Annotated in this window: 12 protein-coding genes and 4 pseudogenes; 3 read left to right on the top strand and 13 right to left on the bottom strand. The window is 45.7% G+C overall.

Annotation, left to right across the window (positions count from 1 at the left end):
- Positions 1–98: 98 nt before the first annotated feature.
- The 4 genes and pseudogenes from ACOBWA_RS02140 to ACOBWA_RS02125 all read right to left on the bottom strand — a co-directional run bounded on the left by ACOBWA_RS02140 (position 99) and on the right by ACOBWA_RS02125 (position 5895).
- A pseudogene (locus ACOBWA_RS02140) lies at positions 99–4033 on the bottom strand (AAA family ATPase).
- Between the two features lie 66 nt (positions 4034–4099).
- On the bottom strand, positions 4100–4672 hold the full coding sequence (locus ACOBWA_RS02135; protein WP_420230098.1) for a hypothetical protein: 573 nt from the start codon (positions 4670–4672) through the stop codon (positions 4100–4102).
- Positions 4669–5040 (bottom strand): hypothetical protein, encoded by a 372-nt coding sequence (locus ACOBWA_RS02130; RefSeq protein WP_420230097.1) that lies wholly within the window; start codon positions 5038–5040, stop codon positions 4669–4671. Before ACOBWA_RS02130 ends, ACOBWA_RS02135 begins: the two co-directional genes overlap by 4 nt.
- Positions 5041–5091: 51 nt before the next feature.
- The gene (locus ACOBWA_RS02125; RefSeq protein ID WP_420230700.1) at positions 5092–5895 is read right to left on the bottom strand and encodes a sulfite exporter TauE/SafE family protein; all 804 of its coding nucleotides are present in this window, start codon (positions 5893–5895) and stop codon (positions 5092–5094) included.
- Between the two features lie 175 nt (positions 5896–6070).
- Here ACOBWA_RS02125 and ACOBWA_RS02120 point away from each other — a divergent pair, with 175 nt between their 5' ends.
- From ACOBWA_RS02120 to ACOBWA_RS02110, 3 genes are all read left to right on the top strand, one after another.
- Positions 6071–6889 (top strand): biotin--[acetyl-CoA-carboxylase] ligase, encoded by an 819-nt coding sequence (locus ACOBWA_RS02120; RefSeq protein ID WP_420230096.1) that lies wholly within the window; start codon positions 6071–6073, stop codon positions 6887–6889.
- Positions 6871–7059: a hypothetical protein gene (locus tag ACOBWA_RS02115; protein WP_420230095.1), complete on the top strand. Its 189-nt coding sequence runs from the start codon at positions 6871–6873 to the stop codon at positions 7057–7059. Before ACOBWA_RS02120 ends, ACOBWA_RS02115 begins: the two co-directional genes overlap by 19 nt.
- A 231-nt stretch (positions 7060–7290) precedes the next feature.
- The gene (locus ACOBWA_RS02110; protein ID WP_201570291.1) at positions 7291–8019 is read left to right on the top strand and encodes a pantothenate kinase; all 729 of its coding nucleotides are present in this window, start codon (positions 7291–7293) and stop codon (positions 8017–8019) included.
- Positions 8020–8141: 122 nt separating this feature from the next.
- Here ACOBWA_RS02110 and ACOBWA_RS02105 read toward each other — a convergent pair whose 3' ends face one another.
- From ACOBWA_RS02105 to ACOBWA_RS02065, 9 genes and pseudogenes are all read right to left on the bottom strand, one after another.
- Positions 8142–9329, bottom strand: coding sequence for an isovaleryl-CoA dehydrogenase (locus tag ACOBWA_RS02105; protein WP_420230094.1), 1188 nt, complete (start codon positions 9327–9329; stop codon positions 8142–8144).
- A gap of 212 nt (positions 9330–9541) precedes the next feature.
- Positions 9542–10458, bottom strand: a pseudogene (locus ACOBWA_RS02100) (hydroxymethylglutaryl-CoA lyase).
- A gap of 58 nt (positions 10459–10516) precedes the next feature.
- Positions 10517–12613 (bottom strand): annotated as a pseudogene (locus tag ACOBWA_RS02095) (acetyl/propionyl/methylcrotonyl-CoA carboxylase subunit alpha).
- 77 nt (positions 12614–12690) lie between these two features.
- Positions 12691–13497, bottom strand: a complete 807-nt coding sequence (locus tag ACOBWA_RS02090) for an enoyl-CoA hydratase/isomerase family protein (protein ID WP_420230093.1) — start codon at positions 13495–13497, stop codon at positions 12691–12693.
- Between the two features lie 77 nt (positions 13498–13574).
- The gene (locus ACOBWA_RS02085; protein WP_420230092.1) at positions 13575–15185 is read right to left on the bottom strand and encodes a carboxyl transferase domain-containing protein; all 1611 of its coding nucleotides are present in this window, start codon (positions 15183–15185) and stop codon (positions 13575–13577) included.
- Between the two features lie 239 nt (positions 15186–15424).
- Positions 15425–17200 (bottom strand): AMP-binding protein, encoded by a 1776-nt coding sequence (locus tag ACOBWA_RS02080; RefSeq protein WP_420230091.1) that lies wholly within the window; start codon positions 17198–17200, stop codon positions 15425–15427.
- A 370-nt stretch (positions 17201–17570) separates the two neighbouring features.
- Positions 17571–18827 (bottom strand): FAD-dependent oxidoreductase, encoded by a 1257-nt coding sequence (locus tag ACOBWA_RS02075; protein ID WP_420230090.1) that lies wholly within the window; start codon positions 18825–18827, stop codon positions 17571–17573.
- Between the two features lie 99 nt (positions 18828–18926).
- Positions 18927–19535, bottom strand: a complete 609-nt coding sequence (locus tag ACOBWA_RS02070; protein ID WP_420230089.1) for a DJ-1/PfpI family protein — start codon at positions 19533–19535, stop codon at positions 18927–18929.
- Between the two features lie 396 nt (positions 19536–19931).
- A pseudogene (locus ACOBWA_RS02065) lies at positions 19932–20662 on the bottom strand (amino acid ABC transporter ATP-binding protein).
- Positions 20663–20758: the final 96 nt, after the last annotated feature.

The following is a 20758-nucleotide window of genomic DNA, read 5'->3' as shown; positions in this document are numbered from 1 at the left end:
TGGACTGAGGTCAAGCTTATTTGCATTTATGCCAATTGATTGATTATATTTGCATCGCGCTGATTCTCATAGCACTTTTAATGTCGGCTATTTCACACTTAGCTCTCTACGTAACGCGCAGCTTCATCGAGTGACACACTGACTAGTGTAGAAATGCCTGCACTTGGCATGGTAATACCTTTTAGCTCATCAGCAATTTGCATCGTCAGTTTATTATGACTGATAAAGATAAACTGCAAATCGTCTGCTAGCTCATGAATGAGACTAGTAAAGCGCGCGACGTTGGCATCATCAAGCGGTGCATCGACCTCGTCAAGGACACAGAACGGTGCAGGGTGCTGCTTAAATATCGCAAAAATCAAGCTCAGCGCGGTAAGGGTTTTTCACCGCCCGATAGTACCGCTAAGCGACTATTACGTTTGCCCTTCGGCTGCGCCATTAAGGTAAGCCCTGCCCGCCACTGCTCTGACTTTGGCGTATTGGCTGGCATCTCGTCGGTGTTCAACGTCAGGCTGGCTTGTCCACCGCCAAAGACTTTGGCAAATAAATTGGCCAGCTCATTATTGACCGCATCAAGCGTCTGCATAAACAGTGTCTTGGTCGTCTCATCAATAGAAGCAATCGCTTCCGTCAACGTCTGCATACTAGCGGCGATATCTGCTGTCTGCTGCGCGAGTGGCTCTAGGCGTTCGTTTACCTCATCCAACTCTGCGACTGCTGCCAAATTGACTGGCCCAATCTTGCTCAATTGCTGGGTCAACTTGGCGCGCTCATATTCAAGCTCAGCGATTTTGTCTGGACGGACACGGCGATCATGAGCGATAAAATCTGCTAGCAAGTTTGAGACGCTCATGCTTTGTTGCGGTTGCTCTGCTTGCGCTTTATATTTATGACTTACACGATAGTAGGCACCTAGAGCGCTTTGCGTATGCGCGCTAGCATCCTCTAACCGCGCCGCACTCAGTGCCAGCTCAGTAGCATGACGGGCAAGCTCGCTTTGCTGCGTTTGTAACGTATTTTGCAATGTATCAAATGCTGTCTGCTGCTCAGCGTACGTTTGTTTTAATGCCATTAGCGCAGTATCGCGCTCGTTCAATAGCACTTGCTGCTCATCGCGCGTTACCTGTGCAGACTGCAAAGCTGCTTGTAGCTCTGGCAATTTGGCCTGCTGCTGATCGTGACGCGTCTGTAAACTTTGCTCATTCTCTAACGACTTGTCGTGTTGCTCAGTCGTACGAGCCAGACTACTAACACTATGCTCCAAGCGCATCTCATACTGCTGAATACGCAGCTGCAGTGCTTGCCACGCGTCATCATCAGCTTGACGTGCGCGGTTTAGCTCACTGCGCTCAGCTTGCAGTTGCTGAGTTGTCGCTCGTGCTTCTGCTATTTGCGGCGTTAGCGTAGCAATCTCGCTTTCAATATGCTGTTGTTCTTGTTCAAGCGTTTGTTGCTCTTGCGTCAGTTCTTGCTTTTCCTGCTCAAGCGTTGCTTTATCAGCGTTCAGACGCTGGCTATCCGCTTGTAAACGCTCGGCATTGGCTCGCTCGGTCGTCAGTTGCTGCTGATATTTATGCTTATCACGGGTTAACTGCTCAGCTTGCGCGCGCGTTTCTTCTAAGCTAACTAACAGTGCATCATAATCGCGCTGGTCTTTTGCAATAGACTTTTGCTGATCTTGTATTTTGGTTTCAAACTCATCAAGTGAGTCTTCTAATGCTTGCAAACGCGTACGCTGTTGCAGACGCTGCGTGAGGAATTGGCTATTGCTATCATCCTGTGCACCAGCGAATTTGCTTAAATTAATCGTCCCATGACGACTGATCAGCCAACCATCTGCGGTAAGTAGGATAGCGGACGATGGTAATAATTTTAGAACATCGGTAAGTGTATCAACCTCATGCTGCTTATTGGTCTCAAGCTGCGCTGTATATATATAACATTGCTGCCAAAGCGCTAATGTAGGCTGTTTAATCAACTGCGATAATGGCAATACTTTATCAATCAAATTGTCTGGCAATTCGCTGACAAACTCTTGGTTACTAATATTACTTTGCGCCGCGGGCAACCATAAGCTATGACCCGTTTCTACTAGAGTTTTATTTTTTTCGCTGGTAGTCGCGTTTTCTGCCGTTTGATAAGTCAGTAAGTCTTCAACGTCATGCTCAAGCGCTTGCCATAAGCTATTCGCTTGTTGAGAAATGCCAGTATCATTATCAACGCTTGTTTTCTTGGTTTGATCAGCTTGTTGGTTAGCAACCAGCACATGGCTATCTAGCCATAATGCTAGGATACTATCGAGTAGCGGCGCATATTCCTGCCCCTTGGCACTTAGCTCAATCTGTTCACGTAGCGTTGCAATGGCTAACGGCTGATGATGTATGCCATTGTTATCCGTCTTATCTTTCGCAGTAACTTTCGACTTTACTGATTGCTGTTGTGTAGGTTTTGGATGCAATATCTGATGCAGAGTATCGTATTCGCCTGCCAGTAGCGCATGACGCTTTTCATTGTCGCTCAACTCGCTCTGTTGTGCGTTTAGTCTCTGCTGCAAACTATGCGCTTGCGGTTGTATCTCGGACAAGCGTTCATCGACGGCTTCGCGTTGACGCTCAACCTGCTGCAACTGTGTGTTTAGCTCAGTGACTTGCTGTTCTAGCGCATGACTGAGATCTTGCTCATCATCCGTCTTACTCACATCAGTACTGTCAGATGCAGATGGCGTTATAGACTGCTGTAATTGCAGCCATAGGTTTTGCCAGTTTTGCTCGCGGCGCTGCCATTTATCATGACTTTGCTGATGGCGTTTCTGTGCTTGAGCGTTAATGGCTTGCTGCTGCTCAAGCGAACGGGCTTTATCTTGCAAGCGTGACAGATTGTTTTGCGCTTCATGCCACGCGCGCTGTAATGGTTGCTCATTGCGCTTATAGTTATCACGTTTGTCTGTTAGCTCAGTCAGCTGCGGGCGTAACGTTTCTAACGCTTGACTCTGTTCAGCTTGCTCAGCTTTTAGGCGTTCGATATCAGCCAGTGATTGGTCACGCTGCTGAGCCAAGCCAGACAGTTGCTGTTCAATAGCGGTCAGCTGTGCCTTGGCATCACTTAGCTGATGTTCCGCTTGCTGATAGCTGAGCTGCTGCTGATAGTGAGCGCTTTGGGCATCGTCTTTGAGCCATTGCTCTTGATTGATACGCGCAGTGAGCTTATCTTGCTGAGCTTTGAGCGTGTCGTAGTCAGCTTGAAGTGTCGATACTTCAGCAGCAATACGCTCATGCGCTACTTTCTGCTGTTGATGCGTTTGCTTGGCTTGATACAGCTGCTGGATAGCGAGCTGCTGCTCGATATCAGCTAGTGTTAATGCCAACTCTTCGTAACGCTGCGCGCTCGCTGCCTGTTTAGACAGTGTTTTCTGTTGGCGTAGTAATTCGCTTTGCATATCGTGTAGGCGCGCTAAATTGTCTTTTGTTTTCTCTAACTTCTTTTGCGTTTCTTCACGGCGAGCCTGATAGCGCGAGACACCTGCCGCCTCTTCGATAAACTCACGCAGCTGCACGGGGCTAGACTCAACGATGCGCCCAATCATGCCTTGCTCAATCACTGCATAGCTACGTGCACCCAGCCCTGTACCTAAAAACACATCGACCACATCACGGCGACGACAACGCGTACCATTGATAAAATAATCTGAGCGGCCATCTTTATTTACCTGACGGCGAACCGATAGCTCTTGGTACAAGTTAAACTCGTGGCGAATACCAGTCTGCTCATCTTGGGTATGCTCAAAGGTTAGCTCAACACTGGCGACGCTTTTGGCTGTTTTATCCTGCGTACCGGCAAAGATAACATCGCTCATCGCCCCGCCGCGTAACTGCTTGGCAGAGGTTTCGCCCAGTACCCAACGGATGGCATCAATCACATTGGATTTGCCACAGCCGTTCGGCCCGACGATGGCAGTGATACCATGACGAAAAGTAAATGTTGTTGGATTGGCAAAGGATTTGAAGCCTGCCAGCTTTAGAGATTTTAAACGCATGAAGAGTCAATAAACTTAGCAAAAACAGGCGGCTATTCTACCTGAAATTGTAGTGGGTTTTTAGGGTTAAACTGCTAACTGCATAAACGATTTTGATTCAAGGCTTTGATGGAACCCTCGTAACAGTTTTTGCTCCACTTGGCAGACGCTATTTTCTGCTAAGTAGTGATTATTAAACTCGATAAAGGCTGCCCAAGAGATACTTGCCACCTCTAAATGATCGACTATCTCTAACAGCTCTGGTCTTAGCAAATGCTGATACTTTCTTGGCCGTTTATGACATAGAGCCAGCTCCCGATCTACGAGCGTTTGCTTGTTTTGCTTTAGCGCGTCACCACCGATAAATAACAGCAAAAACTTTGCCCCTTTTTCGATAAAGCCTTTTTCTAATAAGTGCTCATACATCAAACAATACTTTAGGATTGGGTCTGGGTTTTTCCGACCAGCGAGCTTTAACTCATTCGCTATCAGCACATTCGCCTGATGGTTATAGGCTAGGTTGTCCATATACATTGCTTTTAGCTCTGTACTGTTTTCAAACATACCGCTATTACCATGTGTCGACCATGATTCACTCGGCTCAAAGCTAATAAATTGCTGATAAAATAAGTTCAGATAAACATCACTGCACAAACTCAAAAGATATCGAACTCTTTATTTAGGTAATCCTCAGAAAAGAACGTTACGCGGCGCACGGCTTCTCTCGCATTACAGATACCCATCGTTTGCGTTGAATACGTCTCTAGCTGCTCAGTTTCATTCATTTTTGTATTGAGCTTTTTGATGACTGATTGCTCAATTTCTTCTATATTTTTACCTTTCAAATCTGGGTGAGATGCCCACTCAATGATTTGGCGTACATATTGCTTTTTAGTAATACCTAAAATACGCTGCGGCTCCCATGCCAAAAACTCTACCATATTAGAGAGACCCGTCGTCCATGATAACTGGTCTTTTAGATGATTCATTGAGCCGAAAACACGGCGGTATTTTTCTGCAGCTTTCATACTAATAATATCTCACGGTTTGCATACTAATTTTATAAAAACTCATTATTGCTATAAAACACCTAATCCACTCAATAACAACTGCCCTCCAGCAAATATTAACAACATACCAAATGCGCGCTTAAGCATCAGTGCAGGTAAGACATGGGCAAGCTTGGCGCCAACTTTTGCCATCGCAAAGCTGGCGACTGAAATAAACAAAAATCCTGTGACATGGACAAACCCTATCGTACCCTCAGGCAGGTTGACCACGTCTTGACCGAACCAAGCAAACCCTGCTGCCCCAGCCAAGGCAATTGGTAGACCGCATGCTGCTGATGTGCCGACCGACTGTTTCATCGGAAGCCCTGCCCAGTTCAAAAACGGTACGGTCAAACTGCCGCCGCCAATGCCAAAAATAGAGGACGCCATCCCAATGCCAGTACCTGCACCAAACTGGACACCGGCCGATGGTAGCGGTTTACCCACTTGTTCTTTATTTGAAAAGAACAGCATTTTTAAGGCGACCAATAGCGCACCGAAACCAATGATAGCCTGTAGTGCTTGTCCATCAATCATATCCGCGATACCCGCACCGACCAAACTACCGATGACCAATCCAAGCGCCATCTTGCGCCATACTTCCCAGCGCACGCCGCCGCGCTTGTTATGTGCCGTCAGTGAGCTGATTGAAGTTACAACGATGGTCGCTAATGACGTACCAATGGCCAGATGGGTGATTACTTCTGGCGAAAAGTCATAAGCGGTAAAAATCCAGACCAATGCAGGCACGATAATCATGCCACCGCCGACGCCAAACAAGCCCGCGCTGACACCAGCAAACGCGCCTGCAATCACAAACCACACATATAACATCATAGAACGAACCTTTTATAATACTGACTGGCGCTATAGTACTCACTAGCGCTTAGGCGTGCTTAATTGTATTTGCCAAATCTCAGCGTGACCTTTATGCTGTTTACTCGGTACTGTCTGACCGCAACAATCGCTCAGTATATCAAAGTTTCCTTTAACCACATCGACTAAACTTATGCCGCCACTCACTAGTTTTTCTACCTATTTATCCGAGCTCAATCACCGTCATGTGGCTAGTAGCGCCTCGACCAATAGCGAGCTGATAGAAGCCTTGCAAAACGGGGCGTTAGATGTCGCCACCGTACACGTTTTGACCGCGGAAACCCAAAGCGCAGGTCGTGGACAGCACGGACGCTCGTGGCAATCACCGCGTGGTAATGTCTATCTGTCGCTATACCATCCTGTACATATGCCAATTAGTGGTTTGCTATCGCTCATCATTGGTCTTGAACTGGCAAAAATGCCCGTCATTCAAACGCTGAACGAGCAACTGCAAGCGCAGGGACTGACACCAATCGGTGTGAAATGGGCAAATGACTTGGGTTTTTATCAGCAAGCTCAGAGCCAATCTAAAGAGCTATCTAAAGAACAATCCATAACGGACAGCTCAGTATTAGACTCAGTATTGGATAGTGATGTAGCAAATCAGCGTACCCTACCCTTTAATAAACTGGCTGGGATTTTGATAGAGCCAGTGACGAAAGCTAGCAGGTTGGTCGGTGTGGTGCTAGGCATTGGCTTAAACGTGCAGGCAGCACCAAAGCTCACCACACAAACGTCTGAGGGTATGAGTTACCAAGCGATTAGCTTACAAGACATTAATGAGATGCTACCTTTAGAGTCACGATCTGCGAGCCTACCAGACCTACCAATGCTCTATCAGCAGATGTGCAAAGCATTGATGGCGGCGATGACACGCTTTGAGCATTTGGGCATAGAGCAGCCAACGGGTCATACTTATTATTTGGATAGTTTTTGGAGCAGTTTGCGATGATGGATGCGCTATCAGGTCTGCGCTTACGCGTCACGCAAGACTATAATAACGAAGAAAAAGTCGTGACGGGAATCGCTTGCGGTGTCGACACACATGGCTGTTTGCAATTGCGCCAAGATAGCGGTAAGATTTCTACGCTTTTTACTGGACGCATCGACGTTATTTATTAGGGCGTGTCCCTATTTTAAAAATGGTGATAAAAATGAGATAAATCGCAGGCAAACAAGGAAAGTAGTGCAGACAATATCGAGATATTGACCAGCTATTTGACGCCGTTTGTCAAAGATTTAGCTATTTTTGACCCATTTAGTGGCAAACGTTTGAATTAGGGACATGCCCTAGGCTTAGACAACTATATTGATGAACCCCATCATTAACGAGCACTATATAAAGGGACTTTTATGCTCTGGCTTGATCTTGGAAATACCCGCCTAAAATACTGGCTAACCGATGATATCGGACAAATAGTCGCACATGATGCCAAGCAGCATTTGCAAGCGCCTGCCGAACTACTTATGGGTCTGACCGATCGTTTTGAGCGTTATGCGCCTGACTTTATTGGTATCTCATCGGTATTGGGTGACAATCTCAATGCCAAAGTATCAGAGACACTCAGTCGTTTGAATATTCCGTTTGAGTTTGTCCATGTCGATGCAGCACATACTCTGATGAAAAGTGCTTACAATGATCAGCAGCTCGGCTGTGATCGCTGGCTACAGATGCTGGGCGCGGTCGATAAGAAAAAACGTCAATGTGTGATTGGTTGCGGTACAGCGGTGACTATTGATTTGATTGATCATGCTGAGCATTTGGGCGGTTATATTTTCCCTAGCATCTATCTACAGCGTGAGTCACTGTTCTCTGGTACTAAGCAGATTACCATCTCGAACGGTACTTTTGATAGCGTCAGTCAAGGCTTAACCACTCAAGACGCGGTACATCGCGGTATTTTACTCTCTATCGTCGGCGCGATTAATGAGATTAGCCATCGTCACCCTAATTTTGAATTGATTATGACAGGTGGTGATGCAGCCATTATCTCGCAGCATGTCAATCGCCCAGTGCGCTTACGTGATGATTTATTACTAAATGGTTTGGCAAGATACTTTGATTATCGCAATAAGTCTTAACCGCTTATAGATAATTCGGTTCGACGTCGACATAAAAAAGCAGCACGTTTTAAGCGTGCTGCTTTTTTATTTTATTATCAAAAAATAGCTAACGTATTGCTAGCTATTACCCCCATACCTTATTATTTGGTCTCGTTAAACAGCTCACGACCGACTAGCATACGGCGGATTTCACTGGTACCTGCGCCAATCTCGTACAGCTTAGCATCGCGCCAATAGCGACCTAGTGGATACTCATTGGTGTAGCCATTACCGCCAAATATCTGAATGCCTTCGCCTGCCATCCACGTCGCTTTTTCGGCACACCATAGAATCACACTGGCGCAATCTTTACGTACTTCTCGACTATGACCAGCACCGCGCGCGTCCAACATGTCCAAATTCTTGCCAACGGTATATAAGAAACTACGACCGGCTTGTAGTATGGTATACATGTCCGCAACTTTACCTTGGATAAGCTGAAACTCACCGATCGCTTGACCAAACTGTTTACGGTCATGGATATAAGGCACGACATTGTCCATCACCGCTTGCATGATACCGATAGGACCTGCGGCCAATACGGCACGCTCGTAATCTAGGCCACTCATCAATACCTTAACGCCTTCATTAAGACCACCCAAGATATTTTCGCTTGGTACTTTTACATTATTAAAAGTCATCTCACCAGTATGGCTACCACGCATGCCGAGCTTGTCTAGCTTTTGCGCTGTGCCGAAACCTTCCATGCCTTTTTCAACGATAAAGGCCGTCATGCCTTTTGCACCCAATTCAGGATTGGTCTTGGCATAGACCACCATCACGTCAGCATCAGGACCATTGGTGATCCACATTTTGCTACCGTTTAAAATATAGCTGCCGTCTTTTTCTTCTGCTTTTAGTTTCATACTAACGACGTCTGAGCCAGCCCCTGTCTCACTCATTGCCAATGCACCGATGAATTCACCGCTGATTAGCTTTGGCAGATATTTCTGCTTTTGTGCCTCAGAGCCGTTACGTTTGATTTGGTTGATACACAAATTAGAGTGTGCGCCATAACTCAGTGCTACCGATGCCGAAGCTCGGCTAATCTCTTCCATCGCGACCATATGGGCGACGTAGCCCATATTAGAGCCACCGTATTCTTCAGGAACAGTAATACCATGTAGACCGAGGTCACCCATCTTTTGCCACAGATCCATTGGGAATTCATCGCTGCTATCAATCTCAGCAGCACGTGGAGCGATCTCGTTTGCCGCAAACTGCTGTACGACATCACGTAGCGCGTCAATATCTTCGCCAAGTTGAAAATTTAATCCAGGTAAACTCATAACCATTCCTTGTATTTTAATATTTAGTTTTCGAATTTTGATCTGTTTTTTAAAGCCATATTATTTTCGATGTCATCTTTGATGTCATAGTCCATTCAATGTGAAAGTATGGCAAGGCAACCGAGTGTTGATGTATATCGAATACCTCAAGCGAGGTTAACGCTGTCATACTTTTATAGTGGATTGACTATACTCATTAAGACTGACGTTTATTAATGGCGTTTATTAATGATGGCACGTGCTACGTTTGAGCCATTCGGACGCCTTAAGAACTCGCTGATACGTTCGCCCGCCACGACTAATTTATCCAAATCGATACCCGTGCTGATCCCCATACCATGCAGCATATATACTACATCTTCGGTGGCGACATTGCCCGTTGCGCCTTTGGCATAAGGACAACCACCTAAGCCAGCGACGGAGGTATCAAACTCACTGACACCCATTTGTAATGCAGCCAAAGTATTGCTGAGCGCTTGGCCATAAGTATCATGAAAATGACCCGATAGCATAGAGATATCAGCATACTCGAGTGCAGCTTGCAACGCTCGCTGTACTTTGAGCGGTGTACCCACACCGATCGTATCGGCAATGCCAATTTGCTCTGAACCGATCTCAATCAATCGCTTGGTGACATACGCTACTTGGCTGGGGTCAATCTCACCTTCATAAGGACAACCAACCGTACAAGAAATCACGCCACGTACTTTGATGCCTTGCGCTTTTGCCGCAGCAGCCACTGGTGCAAAACGTTCGATACTCTCATCAATACTACAGTTGATGTTTTTTGACTAAAGGTTTCACTGGCTGAGCCAAAGATGACGATTTCATCAGGGCGATGTACGATGGCATTTTCAAATCCGCGCATATTGGGCACCAGTACCGAGTAGCAAACGTCCGTCTGCCGCGTCGGTGCTAGTGCGTCGAGCAACGCGCTGTTATCGCCCATTTGTGGCACCCACTTTGGCGAGACAAAACTGGTCGCTTCTAGTTTTTTGACACCCGCCGAAATTAAATCATTAATGAGCGTTTGCTTAACCTCAGTCGGCACCGTCATGGATTCGTTTTGTAGGCCATCACGCGGACTGACATCAACGATGCTGACATGGCTTGGATACGAATGGCTCATACTTGTCGTCCTTTTTGTTATTTGCCCTTTTATGAGATTTTTTATTAGGCTTCGTCAGCTATGCGCTTTCGCTATCGATGCGCAGTAGCTCATCACCATCAGCGACCAAGTCACCTGCTGCAAATAATAGCTCTGCTACCACACCATCTGTCGGTGCGGTAATCGTGTGTTCAATTTTCATAGCTTCGATGACGGCAAGTGGTTCGCCTTTTTTCACAGTATCGCCAACAGCTACTTTGAATGCAACCACTTGTCCTGGCATTGGTGATTTCAAACTGCCAACTGCTGCTGTGTCTTCGCCCACATGTGCCATGATATCAATAAGCGTAATTTCATCACGTCCGCTATCTGTGAATACGTAGACTGTCTCGTTATTTACCCAGCTTTGGGCACTGATACGTGCACCCTCTAACCATAAGGTATGATTGTGCGTGTCACTGCTATCATAGCTGATCTGACCTTCATAAACCGTTTCGGTCTGAGCAGCCACATTGATATTGCTATCATCCTGCATATTCGCGATTTCTTTACCAATGACAATCGTAAAGCTACTGAGATTATCGCCGCCTTTTTTGCTATCAGCACAACTCGCATTATGCCAATTACTGATGCGAGCGCTGTAGGCTTGCTCATCATAAACCAAGCTAAATGAACGAGTATAATCACTATAAGCACGGAAACCCGTTGGCTTGCTAAATGGATCTGAGCCCTGAGTAGTCGCTTCGCTCGCAAGCTGCTGGGCAATAGCAGTCACCACAAGCGTCGATAATTCAAGAGGATGCTGATCAAAAGCTTATCCTGCTCACGCTCTATCAATGCGGTATCGAGATTGGCTTTGCTAAATGAATCGGTATTTAAGATATAACGCAAAAATGCCACGTTGTTTGGCAGACCAACGATACGCGTCTGTGCCAATGCACGATCTAGTCTCGCCAACGCTTGCTCGCGCGTAGGAGCATGCACGATAAGCTTGGCAATCATAGAGTCGTAAAAGGACTGATCACATCACCCTCACGTACGCCATCATCGATACGCACATCGGTAATGTTAAAGGTACTATGCTCAGGCTTCTGATAAGTGAATAAAGTTCCTGTCGCTGGTAAGAAATTATTGTCAGGGTTTTCAGCACAGATACGCGCTTCAATTGCATGACCATTGATAGCCAGATCGTCTTGCGTTTTTGGCAATGGCCGACCCGCAGCAACCAACAGCTGCCACTCGACCAAATCGACACCCGTAATAGCTTCACTAACTGGATGCTCAACCTGCAAACGCGTATTCATTTCCATGAAATAAAAATTCATAGAGTCTTCACGCTGCTCAACGATGAATTCAACCGTACCCGCACCCACGTAATCGACCGCCCGTGCTGCTTCGATTGCCGCTGTGCCCATTGCTTCACGCATGGCAGTATCGACACCCGGTGCGGGTGCTTCTTCTAGTACTTTTTGATGGCGACGCTGTACTGAGCAATCACGCTCAAACAGGTGCACATAATTACCATGCGTATCACCGAATACTTGAATTTCAATATGACGTGGTTTTAGCGCGTATTTTTCGACCAATACTTGATCATTGCCAAAACTGGTAATCGCTTCACGGCGACATGAATCTAACAGGTCAATAAAATCGCTGCTTTTTTCAACGATACGCATACCTTTACCGCCACCACCTGCACTCGCTTTAATCAAGACAGGATAGCCAATACTATCGGCCTGCTGCTGCAAAAACTGTGCATTTTGGTTGTCACCATGATAACCGGGGATCAGCGGTACACCAGCTGACTCCATCAAGCGCTTAGACTCAGACTTACCGCCCATAGCGCGAATAGCATCTGCCGATGGGCCAATAAATACCAAGCCAGCATCTTGGCAAGCCTGTGCAAAATCAGCATTTTCACTCAAAAACCCATATCCTGGATGAATCGCTTGGGCGCCCGTTTGCTTAGCGATAGCAATAATAGCATCGCCTTTGAGATAACTGTCTTTCGGTGCCGAGCCGCCTAAATAGATAGCTTCATCACAGACAGCCACATGCTTGGCCTCACGATCCGCATCGGAGTAAACAGCAACGGTACTGACGCCAAGACGCTTAGCAGTCGCAGCCACTGGCAAGCAATTTCACCACGATTGGCGATTAGAATTTTAGAAAACATAACTATCCCTGTGTCTTGTCGTTATTATTTGACGTCTTGTCTATTTGCTCATTTGCCTATCATTGTTCTGCTACTAGTTAGTCTGCCATTAGCCAATCAGGTTTACGCTTTTGCAAAAATGCTTGCACACCCTCGCGGCCTTGCTCTGATGAGCGAATATCAGCGATACCTTTGACCGTGTCAGCAATCAGCTCATCTGTAATAGGCGCACCAGCAACATCGTGTAATAGCTGTTTGCAGGTCTTGACTGCATCAGGGCTGTTTTTGACGACCTTGTTACAGAACGCAGCCACTTCATCGCCTAGCCAATCTTCGCTAACACGCTCATGGATAAAGCCAAGCTGACGCGCCTTTTTGGCATCAAACACTTCAGCACTTAAGAAATAACGCTGCGATGCTCTAGCGCCTAGCGCGCGGATAACATAAGGACTGATAGTGGCAGGTGCCAACCCTAAACGGACTTCACTGAGGCAGAAATTAGCAATTTTGACCGCAATGGCTACGTCGCAAGCAGCGACCAGACCCATGCCACCTGCGTATACATCGCCTTGAATAGCCGCGACTGTTGGCTTAGGACATTCATAAATAGTCTTAAGCATTTGCGCCAATTTATCAGCATCCGCTAGATTCTCTTCATAGCTATAATCTGCCATGGCACGCATCCAATTCAAATCAGCACCTGCACAGAACGCTTTGCCAGCAGCTGCTAGCACAATGACACGTACCTCATCATCAGCACCAAGCGTACTGAACACATCGGTTAGCTCAGCAATCATTTCGTCGTTAAAGGCATTACGTATCTCAGGACGATTCAACGTCACTGTCGCCACGTGCTGCTCGACGTTAACCAGTAGGCTTTTATAATTATTTATATTTTGTTGCATTGTCTTCTCTTTTTTAGTCACTATCTACTATCTTTACTAATGATATTTATTGAGTATCGTTAAATATTAAAAACTGGTTACATTCTAAAGACACCAAAAGTCGTCTCTTCAATCGGAGCGTTATAAGCGGCGCTCAGCCCCAATGCCAGCACATGACGAGTATCAGCAGGGTCAATCACGCCATCATCCCACATGCGCGCGGTGGCATAATATGGATGACCTTGCTCTTCATACATCTCACGTATTGGCGCTTTAAATGCTGCTTCGTCCTCATCACTCCACGCTTCACCCTTACGATCAAAATTATCACGTTTGACCGTTGCCAGTACTGATGCTGCTTGCTCACCGCCCATGACAGAGATACGCGCATTTGGCCACATCCATAAGAAACGCGGGCTGTAAGCACGGCCACACATACCGTAGTTACCAGCGCCGAACGAGCCGCCGACGATGACCGTGAATTTTGGTACTTTGGCATTAGCCACCGCCATTACCATCTTGGCACCATGACGAGCGATACCTTCGTTTTCGTATTTGCGGCCAACCATAAAGCCAGTAATGTTCTGCAGGAATACTAATGGGATTTTGCGCTTACAGCACAGCTCAATGAAGTGCGTGCCTTTTTGCGCTGACTCACTGAACAGAATGCCGTTATTGGCAATGATACCAACAGGCATCCCTTCGATATGAGCAAATCCACAGACCAACGTCGTACCAAAGCGTGCTTTAAACTCATCAAAGGCACTATCATCAACGATACGTGCAATGATTTCTCTGATATCAAATGGCTTGCGCTTGTCCGTTGGAATCACACCATAGAGTTCTTTGGCATCGTAACGTGGCGGACACGGTGTGATTTGATTAGGGATATTTTTCGCAGGGCGATTTAGATGACTAACGATATTACGCGCGATCGATAACGCATGAGTATCATTCTGCGCTAGATGATCAACCACGCCTGAAAGTCGGGTATGTACATCACCACCGCCCAAGTCTTCTGCCGTGACCTCTTCGCCCGTCGCTGCTTTTACCAGTGGCGGACCACCCAAAAAGATCGTACCTTGCTCTTTGACGATAATAGATTCATCGCTCATGGCAGGCACATAAGCACCGCCAGCCGTACAGCTGCCCATAACCACAGCAATCTGTGGAATACCTGCCGCACTGAGATTGGCTTGATTAAAGAAGATACGGCCGAAATGTTCTTTATCAGGGAACACATCATCTTGGTTCGGTAAATTAGCCCCACCTGAATCAACCAGATAAACGCACGGCAGATGATTTTCTTGCGCAATTTCTTGTGCTCGCAGGTGCTTTTTGACCGTCATTGGGTAGTACGTGCCGCCTTTTACCGTGGCATCATTACAGACAATCATACACTCGATGCCATTGATACGGCCGATACCCGCAATCACGCCAGCCGCCGGAATCTCTTCGCCATACATATCATGTGCAGCCATCGGTGCCACTTCTAGGAACGGCGTACCTACATCCAACAAACGCTCGACGCGTTCACGTGGTAACAGCTTACCACGCGCTAGATGCTTGGCACGTGCGCGCTCTGAGCCACCTTGGGCAACTTTACGCAAGTGTACATACAGGTCATCGACTATCTCTTGCATCGCGGCACTGTTTTGCTGAAAATCGCTTGAGTTTGGACTCAGTTTACTGGTTATGATAGCGCTCATGATATCCCTTTTTTCTTATACATAGATAGATACGTAGATGTGAGTAGCTTTTTATATAAATGATACTAACTGCTATTTTTAAGCGTTGCTCACATATAGTCGATTCAATTTAAAAGTAGTACAAGGCAACCGAGTGCAGATGTATGTGTGATACTTCAAGCGAGGTTAACGCTGTAATACTTTTATAGTGAAATGAATATGGTTAGTCTTTTGTTTTTTAGAGCAGATAAGTCAGCTTACTACAAACCCAACTCTTCTTTCATTTGCTCAATAATTTTATACTTTTGAATCTTGCCCGTGATGGTCATTGGATACTCAGTGACGAAGCGATAGTAAGCAGGCACTTTATAATGAGCAATATGCTCACTACAGAACTCACGGACTTCCTCTTCCGTCAAGCAGCCCGGCTCTTTAGGAATAATCCACGCCGCCAGCACTTCACCGTAACGCTCGTCGGGTATCCCCACGATTTGCACATCGCGAATCTTTGGATGACGATAGAGATAATTTTCAATTTCTACTGGATAGATATTTTCGCCGCCGCGAATCACCATGTCTTTACTACGGCCGACGATTTTTACGTAGCCGTCTTCATCCATTGTGGCCAAGTCACCCGTATGCATCCAACCATCTTGGATCGCCTCACGCGTTTTAAAGCGGCTGCCCCAATAGCCTTTCATTACTGAATAGCCTCGTGTAAGCAACTCACCCGTCTCACCCAGCGGGACAATTTCACCTGTTTCTGTATCAACGACTTTCACCTCAAGCGCAGGCTGTACCAGTCCTACCGTCGAGACTTGTTTATCAAGTGGCGTGTGCTCATTGGTCTGGCAAGATACGGGACTGGTCTCTGTCATGCCATAGGCAATGGTGACTTCGCTCATATGCATCTTATCGATGACACGGCGCATAACCTCAATCGGACAACTAGAGCCAGCCATTATGCCAGTACGTAAGGTAGACAAATCAAAGTTTTCAAATTCAGGATGGTCAAGCTCTGCGATAAACATCGTTGGCACGCCGTGCAGACCTGTACACTTTTCTTCTTCGACTGCCTGCAATACGGTCAATGGCTCAAAGCCGTCGTTTGGATATACGATACAGCCGCCATGTGTGAGAATCGCTAGATTACCAAGCACCATACCAAAACAATGGTACAGAGGTACTGGAATACACAGCCTATCCTCTTCGGTAAGGTTCATGGCCTCACCGATAAAGTAGCCATTATTTAAGATATTACGATGGCTTAAGGTTGCACCTTTTGGTGTACCAGTCGTGCCACTGGTGAACTGTACATTGATGGCATCGGTGTTTTTAAGCTGCGCCTGGCGCTCAGCAACACGGGGATCATTGGCATCGCCCTCGCTCATCCACGCAGAGAATTTTTGCATAAAGCCAAATGTCTCGTCCGACTCTGGCTCATCAATCCAGATGATACGTTCAATCGTCGGAATCTCAACCAAATCAAGCTGAGTATAATCTTTGTGGTAAATCTCAGGACACAGCTCACGGATTAAACTGGCATAGTCACTGGTTTTGAAATGACGCATCAGTACGAGCGCTGAGCAGCCCAGTTTATTTAAAGCATACTGCAGCTCAAAGGTGCGGTAGGCAGGATTGATATTAACGAGGATAACGCCGACTTTTGTCGTAGCCAATTGCATGAGTAACCACTCGGCATTGTTGTGTGACCAAATACCGATACGATCGCCAATCTCTAGTCCCATCTCAATCATGCTACTGGCTAGCTGATTCACTTGCTGCTGTAGCTCACGATATGTCCAGCGGATATTTTGATGGCGGACGACCAGTGCTTCGCGCTCAGGATATTTAGAAACAATAGCATCAAAAAAGTCACCGATTGTCGCTTCAATCAGCGGTACATCAGGACCTTTGTCATAGCTTTGAGTAAGTGGTGCATTGGCTGAGCGTGCGCCCATATTGATACTAGGAATGTTGTTTAAAATAGTGTCGAAGTCAACGTGAATCGAATCGAAATCAGGAGTTTGAGTCATAACGAGTCCTTTCGTTTTACTTTTTATATTATTTATAAATAGCGCTTATTAATAGCCTGCGTGCAAACCTTCTTCCTTGGGCAGGTCTTACATAGCATTCAGCTACTATAACGCCATCAATGAAAGCCTGTCAACAATATCAATACAGTATGTATCATTTAATTAGACTGTCTGCCTTTCTACTTAGTAAAAGGTAGCATAGAATCATGGCAAACTTTTGACATAAGAAAGCCAGCCACATCATAAGGAATGGGCTGGCTCGATCATCAATATTGTCTTTTAACTAAGTCCTCTGGAAAGCATCTAATAAAGGACATCACTTATAAATGATGTGCTTTTATTAGTTTTTCAAAAGACGGTATTTCAATCATTATGCCTTAGGAACTGCAGGCGCTTTAATCGTTACCGTTGCGCTAACCACTTCATTATCATCAAGCAAATCCATGATTAGCTCATCATCACTCTCAGTCTTCACTTGCCAATTACCTGCTGCTTGCGGTACACCCGTCACCATCACAGAGATGGCTTTATTTTTTAGGCGAATCATTGGTGGCTTATGATCATAACCACTATGCTCGTGACCTAAGATATCATCAGCGATAGTCGCAGCCTGCGCGCGTAATGGCGCAACATAACGACAAGCGACACCATTGATAGACATACAGTCGCCGATGGCATAGATATTCGCTGCATTGGTACGCAACGTCGCTGCATCCACCACGATACCCGTACGGCGATCGAATTCCACACCAGCCGCAGCAGGTAATTGCTCATCGACTGTCAGACCTGTACTGGCAATCACATGATCTACAATTAGTGGTTCGAGCGGCTGAGTATCAGCATTGTCTGCATCCAATGATAATGGGGCATAGTCTACCTGTAGCTTCTCGGCATCTTCGCTGTCATTGCTATTGTCATCGTCATTAACACGAGTGACAGCTGATACTTGATAACCACCTAAGAATTGAATACCTTGCGACTCGATCGCTTTGGCTATACGTGCAGTCGCTTTTGCTGGTAGCATCTGCGAAAGCGGTGCATCATTTAAATCAATGAGCGTTACTTTATGACCAGCTTTAAGTAGGTCTTCTGCGATTTCTGTACCCACCATACCAGCACCAACGATCGCAACATGCTGACTACCTGCTGCTAGCTTTTCTTGTAGCTGACTAAAACGCTCAATATGATTGACATGCCAAACCAAATCTTGTGGCAGACTTTTAGGGAAGATAGGATGCGCGCCCATCGCTAGTACCATTTTCTCATAGCCGATAGTCGTCAGTGTGTCATCTGACTGCGTAGTAGAGCGCACCTGTACGGTTTGGCTCACTGGATCAATATCTGTCACTTGCGTATTGGCTAGCAACGTCACTTCTGCTGTCTTAGCCGCTTCGCTACCAGATGCCCGTACCAAATCTGATGCGCGTTTGTTTTGGCTGATTGCCATTGTCAGCATTGGCTTATGATAACGGTCGGCACTATCAGCCGTGATTAGGGTAATTGGAATCTCTGTGTCTTTGGCACGAATGGCATCAATGACATGCCAGCCTGCCAGTCCTGCACCAATAATGACCACACCTTTTTTTGATGCTGTGCTCTTTGCTACAGATGGATTTTCTACGCTCATATAAACTCCAAGATGGTTTATGAATTATTTTAATTATCAAAAATATTGACCGCTATTGTATCAGTAAACAGCCATTCACTCACCTATCTAGCAATTCACTTAGTCAATATCGAACTCCATGCGATGTGCTGTTGCACGCATGGTTTCACTATCTATTAATTTTTCTATACAGTATAGACTTGCATGGATGCCTGCACTTATCCCCGCTGATGTGACAATATTACCAGTATCATCACTGGCATCTACAAAACTCGTATGCGAGGTCACATCGATATCAGGATAGGATGCTAAATTATCTAAATCCATCCAGTGCGTGGTTGCTGACTTACCAGTTAATAAACCTGCCTTAGCCAATAGCAATGCTCCTGTACACACTGAAAGCGTCAGATCTACCAAACTTGCTTGAGTGATAATCCAATCAATTACCACCTTATTATATATTTCTGTTTTTTCGGCACCGTAACCACCAGGGACGATTAAGACATCAATGTCTGGATGATTGACAAAACTATAGTCAGGAATGACTTGTAGACCGTTCCTAGCGGATATCGTTGCTTGGTTCTCGGCAATGGTAATAACCTTAAAGTGCTTATCATCACTAGAACTGGCAGCATTTTCAGCCAACGAAAACACCTCAAAAGGTCCTGCAAAATCCAATACTTCTACTTCATTGAACAGTAGTATGCCGACGGTTCGTTTTAGCGTCATATTCAATCCTAATTCAGTTGATCGCATTAAATAAAATTAAACTCATCTATATTATGACTACTATCTTTTCAAACTTGTTTGATTAATCAGATGAGCTATTTCATTTGCCGTTTGCAACCTCTCTAATCCTACGACTACTCCCGCTCTATTTTCAGCGGCTTTATAGTCTCAAAGCTATCTTATTCAAATTCCTTGTGTGTAAAAATCATAGGCTCTAAATCGTTTTTCAAATAGATATACAAAAAAGCTCAATACAAAGCGCCCTATTAAAGATAGCGTTTAACTGTCTTTAATAAGGCGCTTTAGATAATTATTAGCAGTGGAAAGAAAAGTAAGCTTTAGAACATGTCTTTATCTTAGAAATACTGCTATAAACAATCGTAAATTAAAGTGTATTTAATGATTTAAAATCTTCGATAAAAACATCTGCGCACGGTCACTTTTCGCGCCTTCAAAAACTCATCCTTACTACAGTTTTCTACGATATGACCTTCATCCATAAAGATAATACGATTGGCCACCTGACTGGCAAAGCCCATTTCATGCGTCACACACATCATGGTCATACCATCACGAGTTAGCTCGACCATTACGTCTAGCACTTCTTGAATCATCTCAGGATCAAGCGCAGAGGTTGGCTCATCAAACAGCATTGCGACGGGATCCATGGCCAACGCTCGTGCAATTGCAACACGCTGCTGCTGACCACCAGAGAGCTCCGCTGGATATTTCGCCGCTTGTACCGTCAGACCAACACGGTCTAGATAGTCCATCGCTTTTTGTTTGGCCTCAGACTCTTTACGGCCCAACACTTTGATTTGTGCCACGGTCAAATTATCAATAATAGTCAAATGTGGAAACAACTCAAAATGCTGAAACACCATGCCGACACGGCTACGTAACTTAGGTAAATTAGTCTTTGGGTCACCGACAGAGATGCCATTGACCATGATGCCACCCTTTTGAAAAGGCTCAAGTCCATTCACTGTCTTAATCAAAGTTGATTTACCACTACCCGATGGACCACAAACAACAACGACATCACCTTTATGTACATGCGCTGTACAGTCAGTCAGTACTTGAAAGTCTCCATACCATTTACTGACATTAGATATCTCAATGACCATCTCATCACTAGCATGACCACTATTGGTAACCAGCCCGCCAAAGGCATTTACGTACGTATCAGCATTGCTCATCACTGGCTCCTAACCACATTATTT

The organism is Psychrobacter sp. ER1, assembly GCF_048631835.1.
Classification (GTDB): domain Bacteria; phylum Pseudomonadota; class Gammaproteobacteria; order Pseudomonadales; family Moraxellaceae; genus Psychrobacter.
This window is presented reverse-complemented; position numbering and strand designations above follow the sequence as displayed.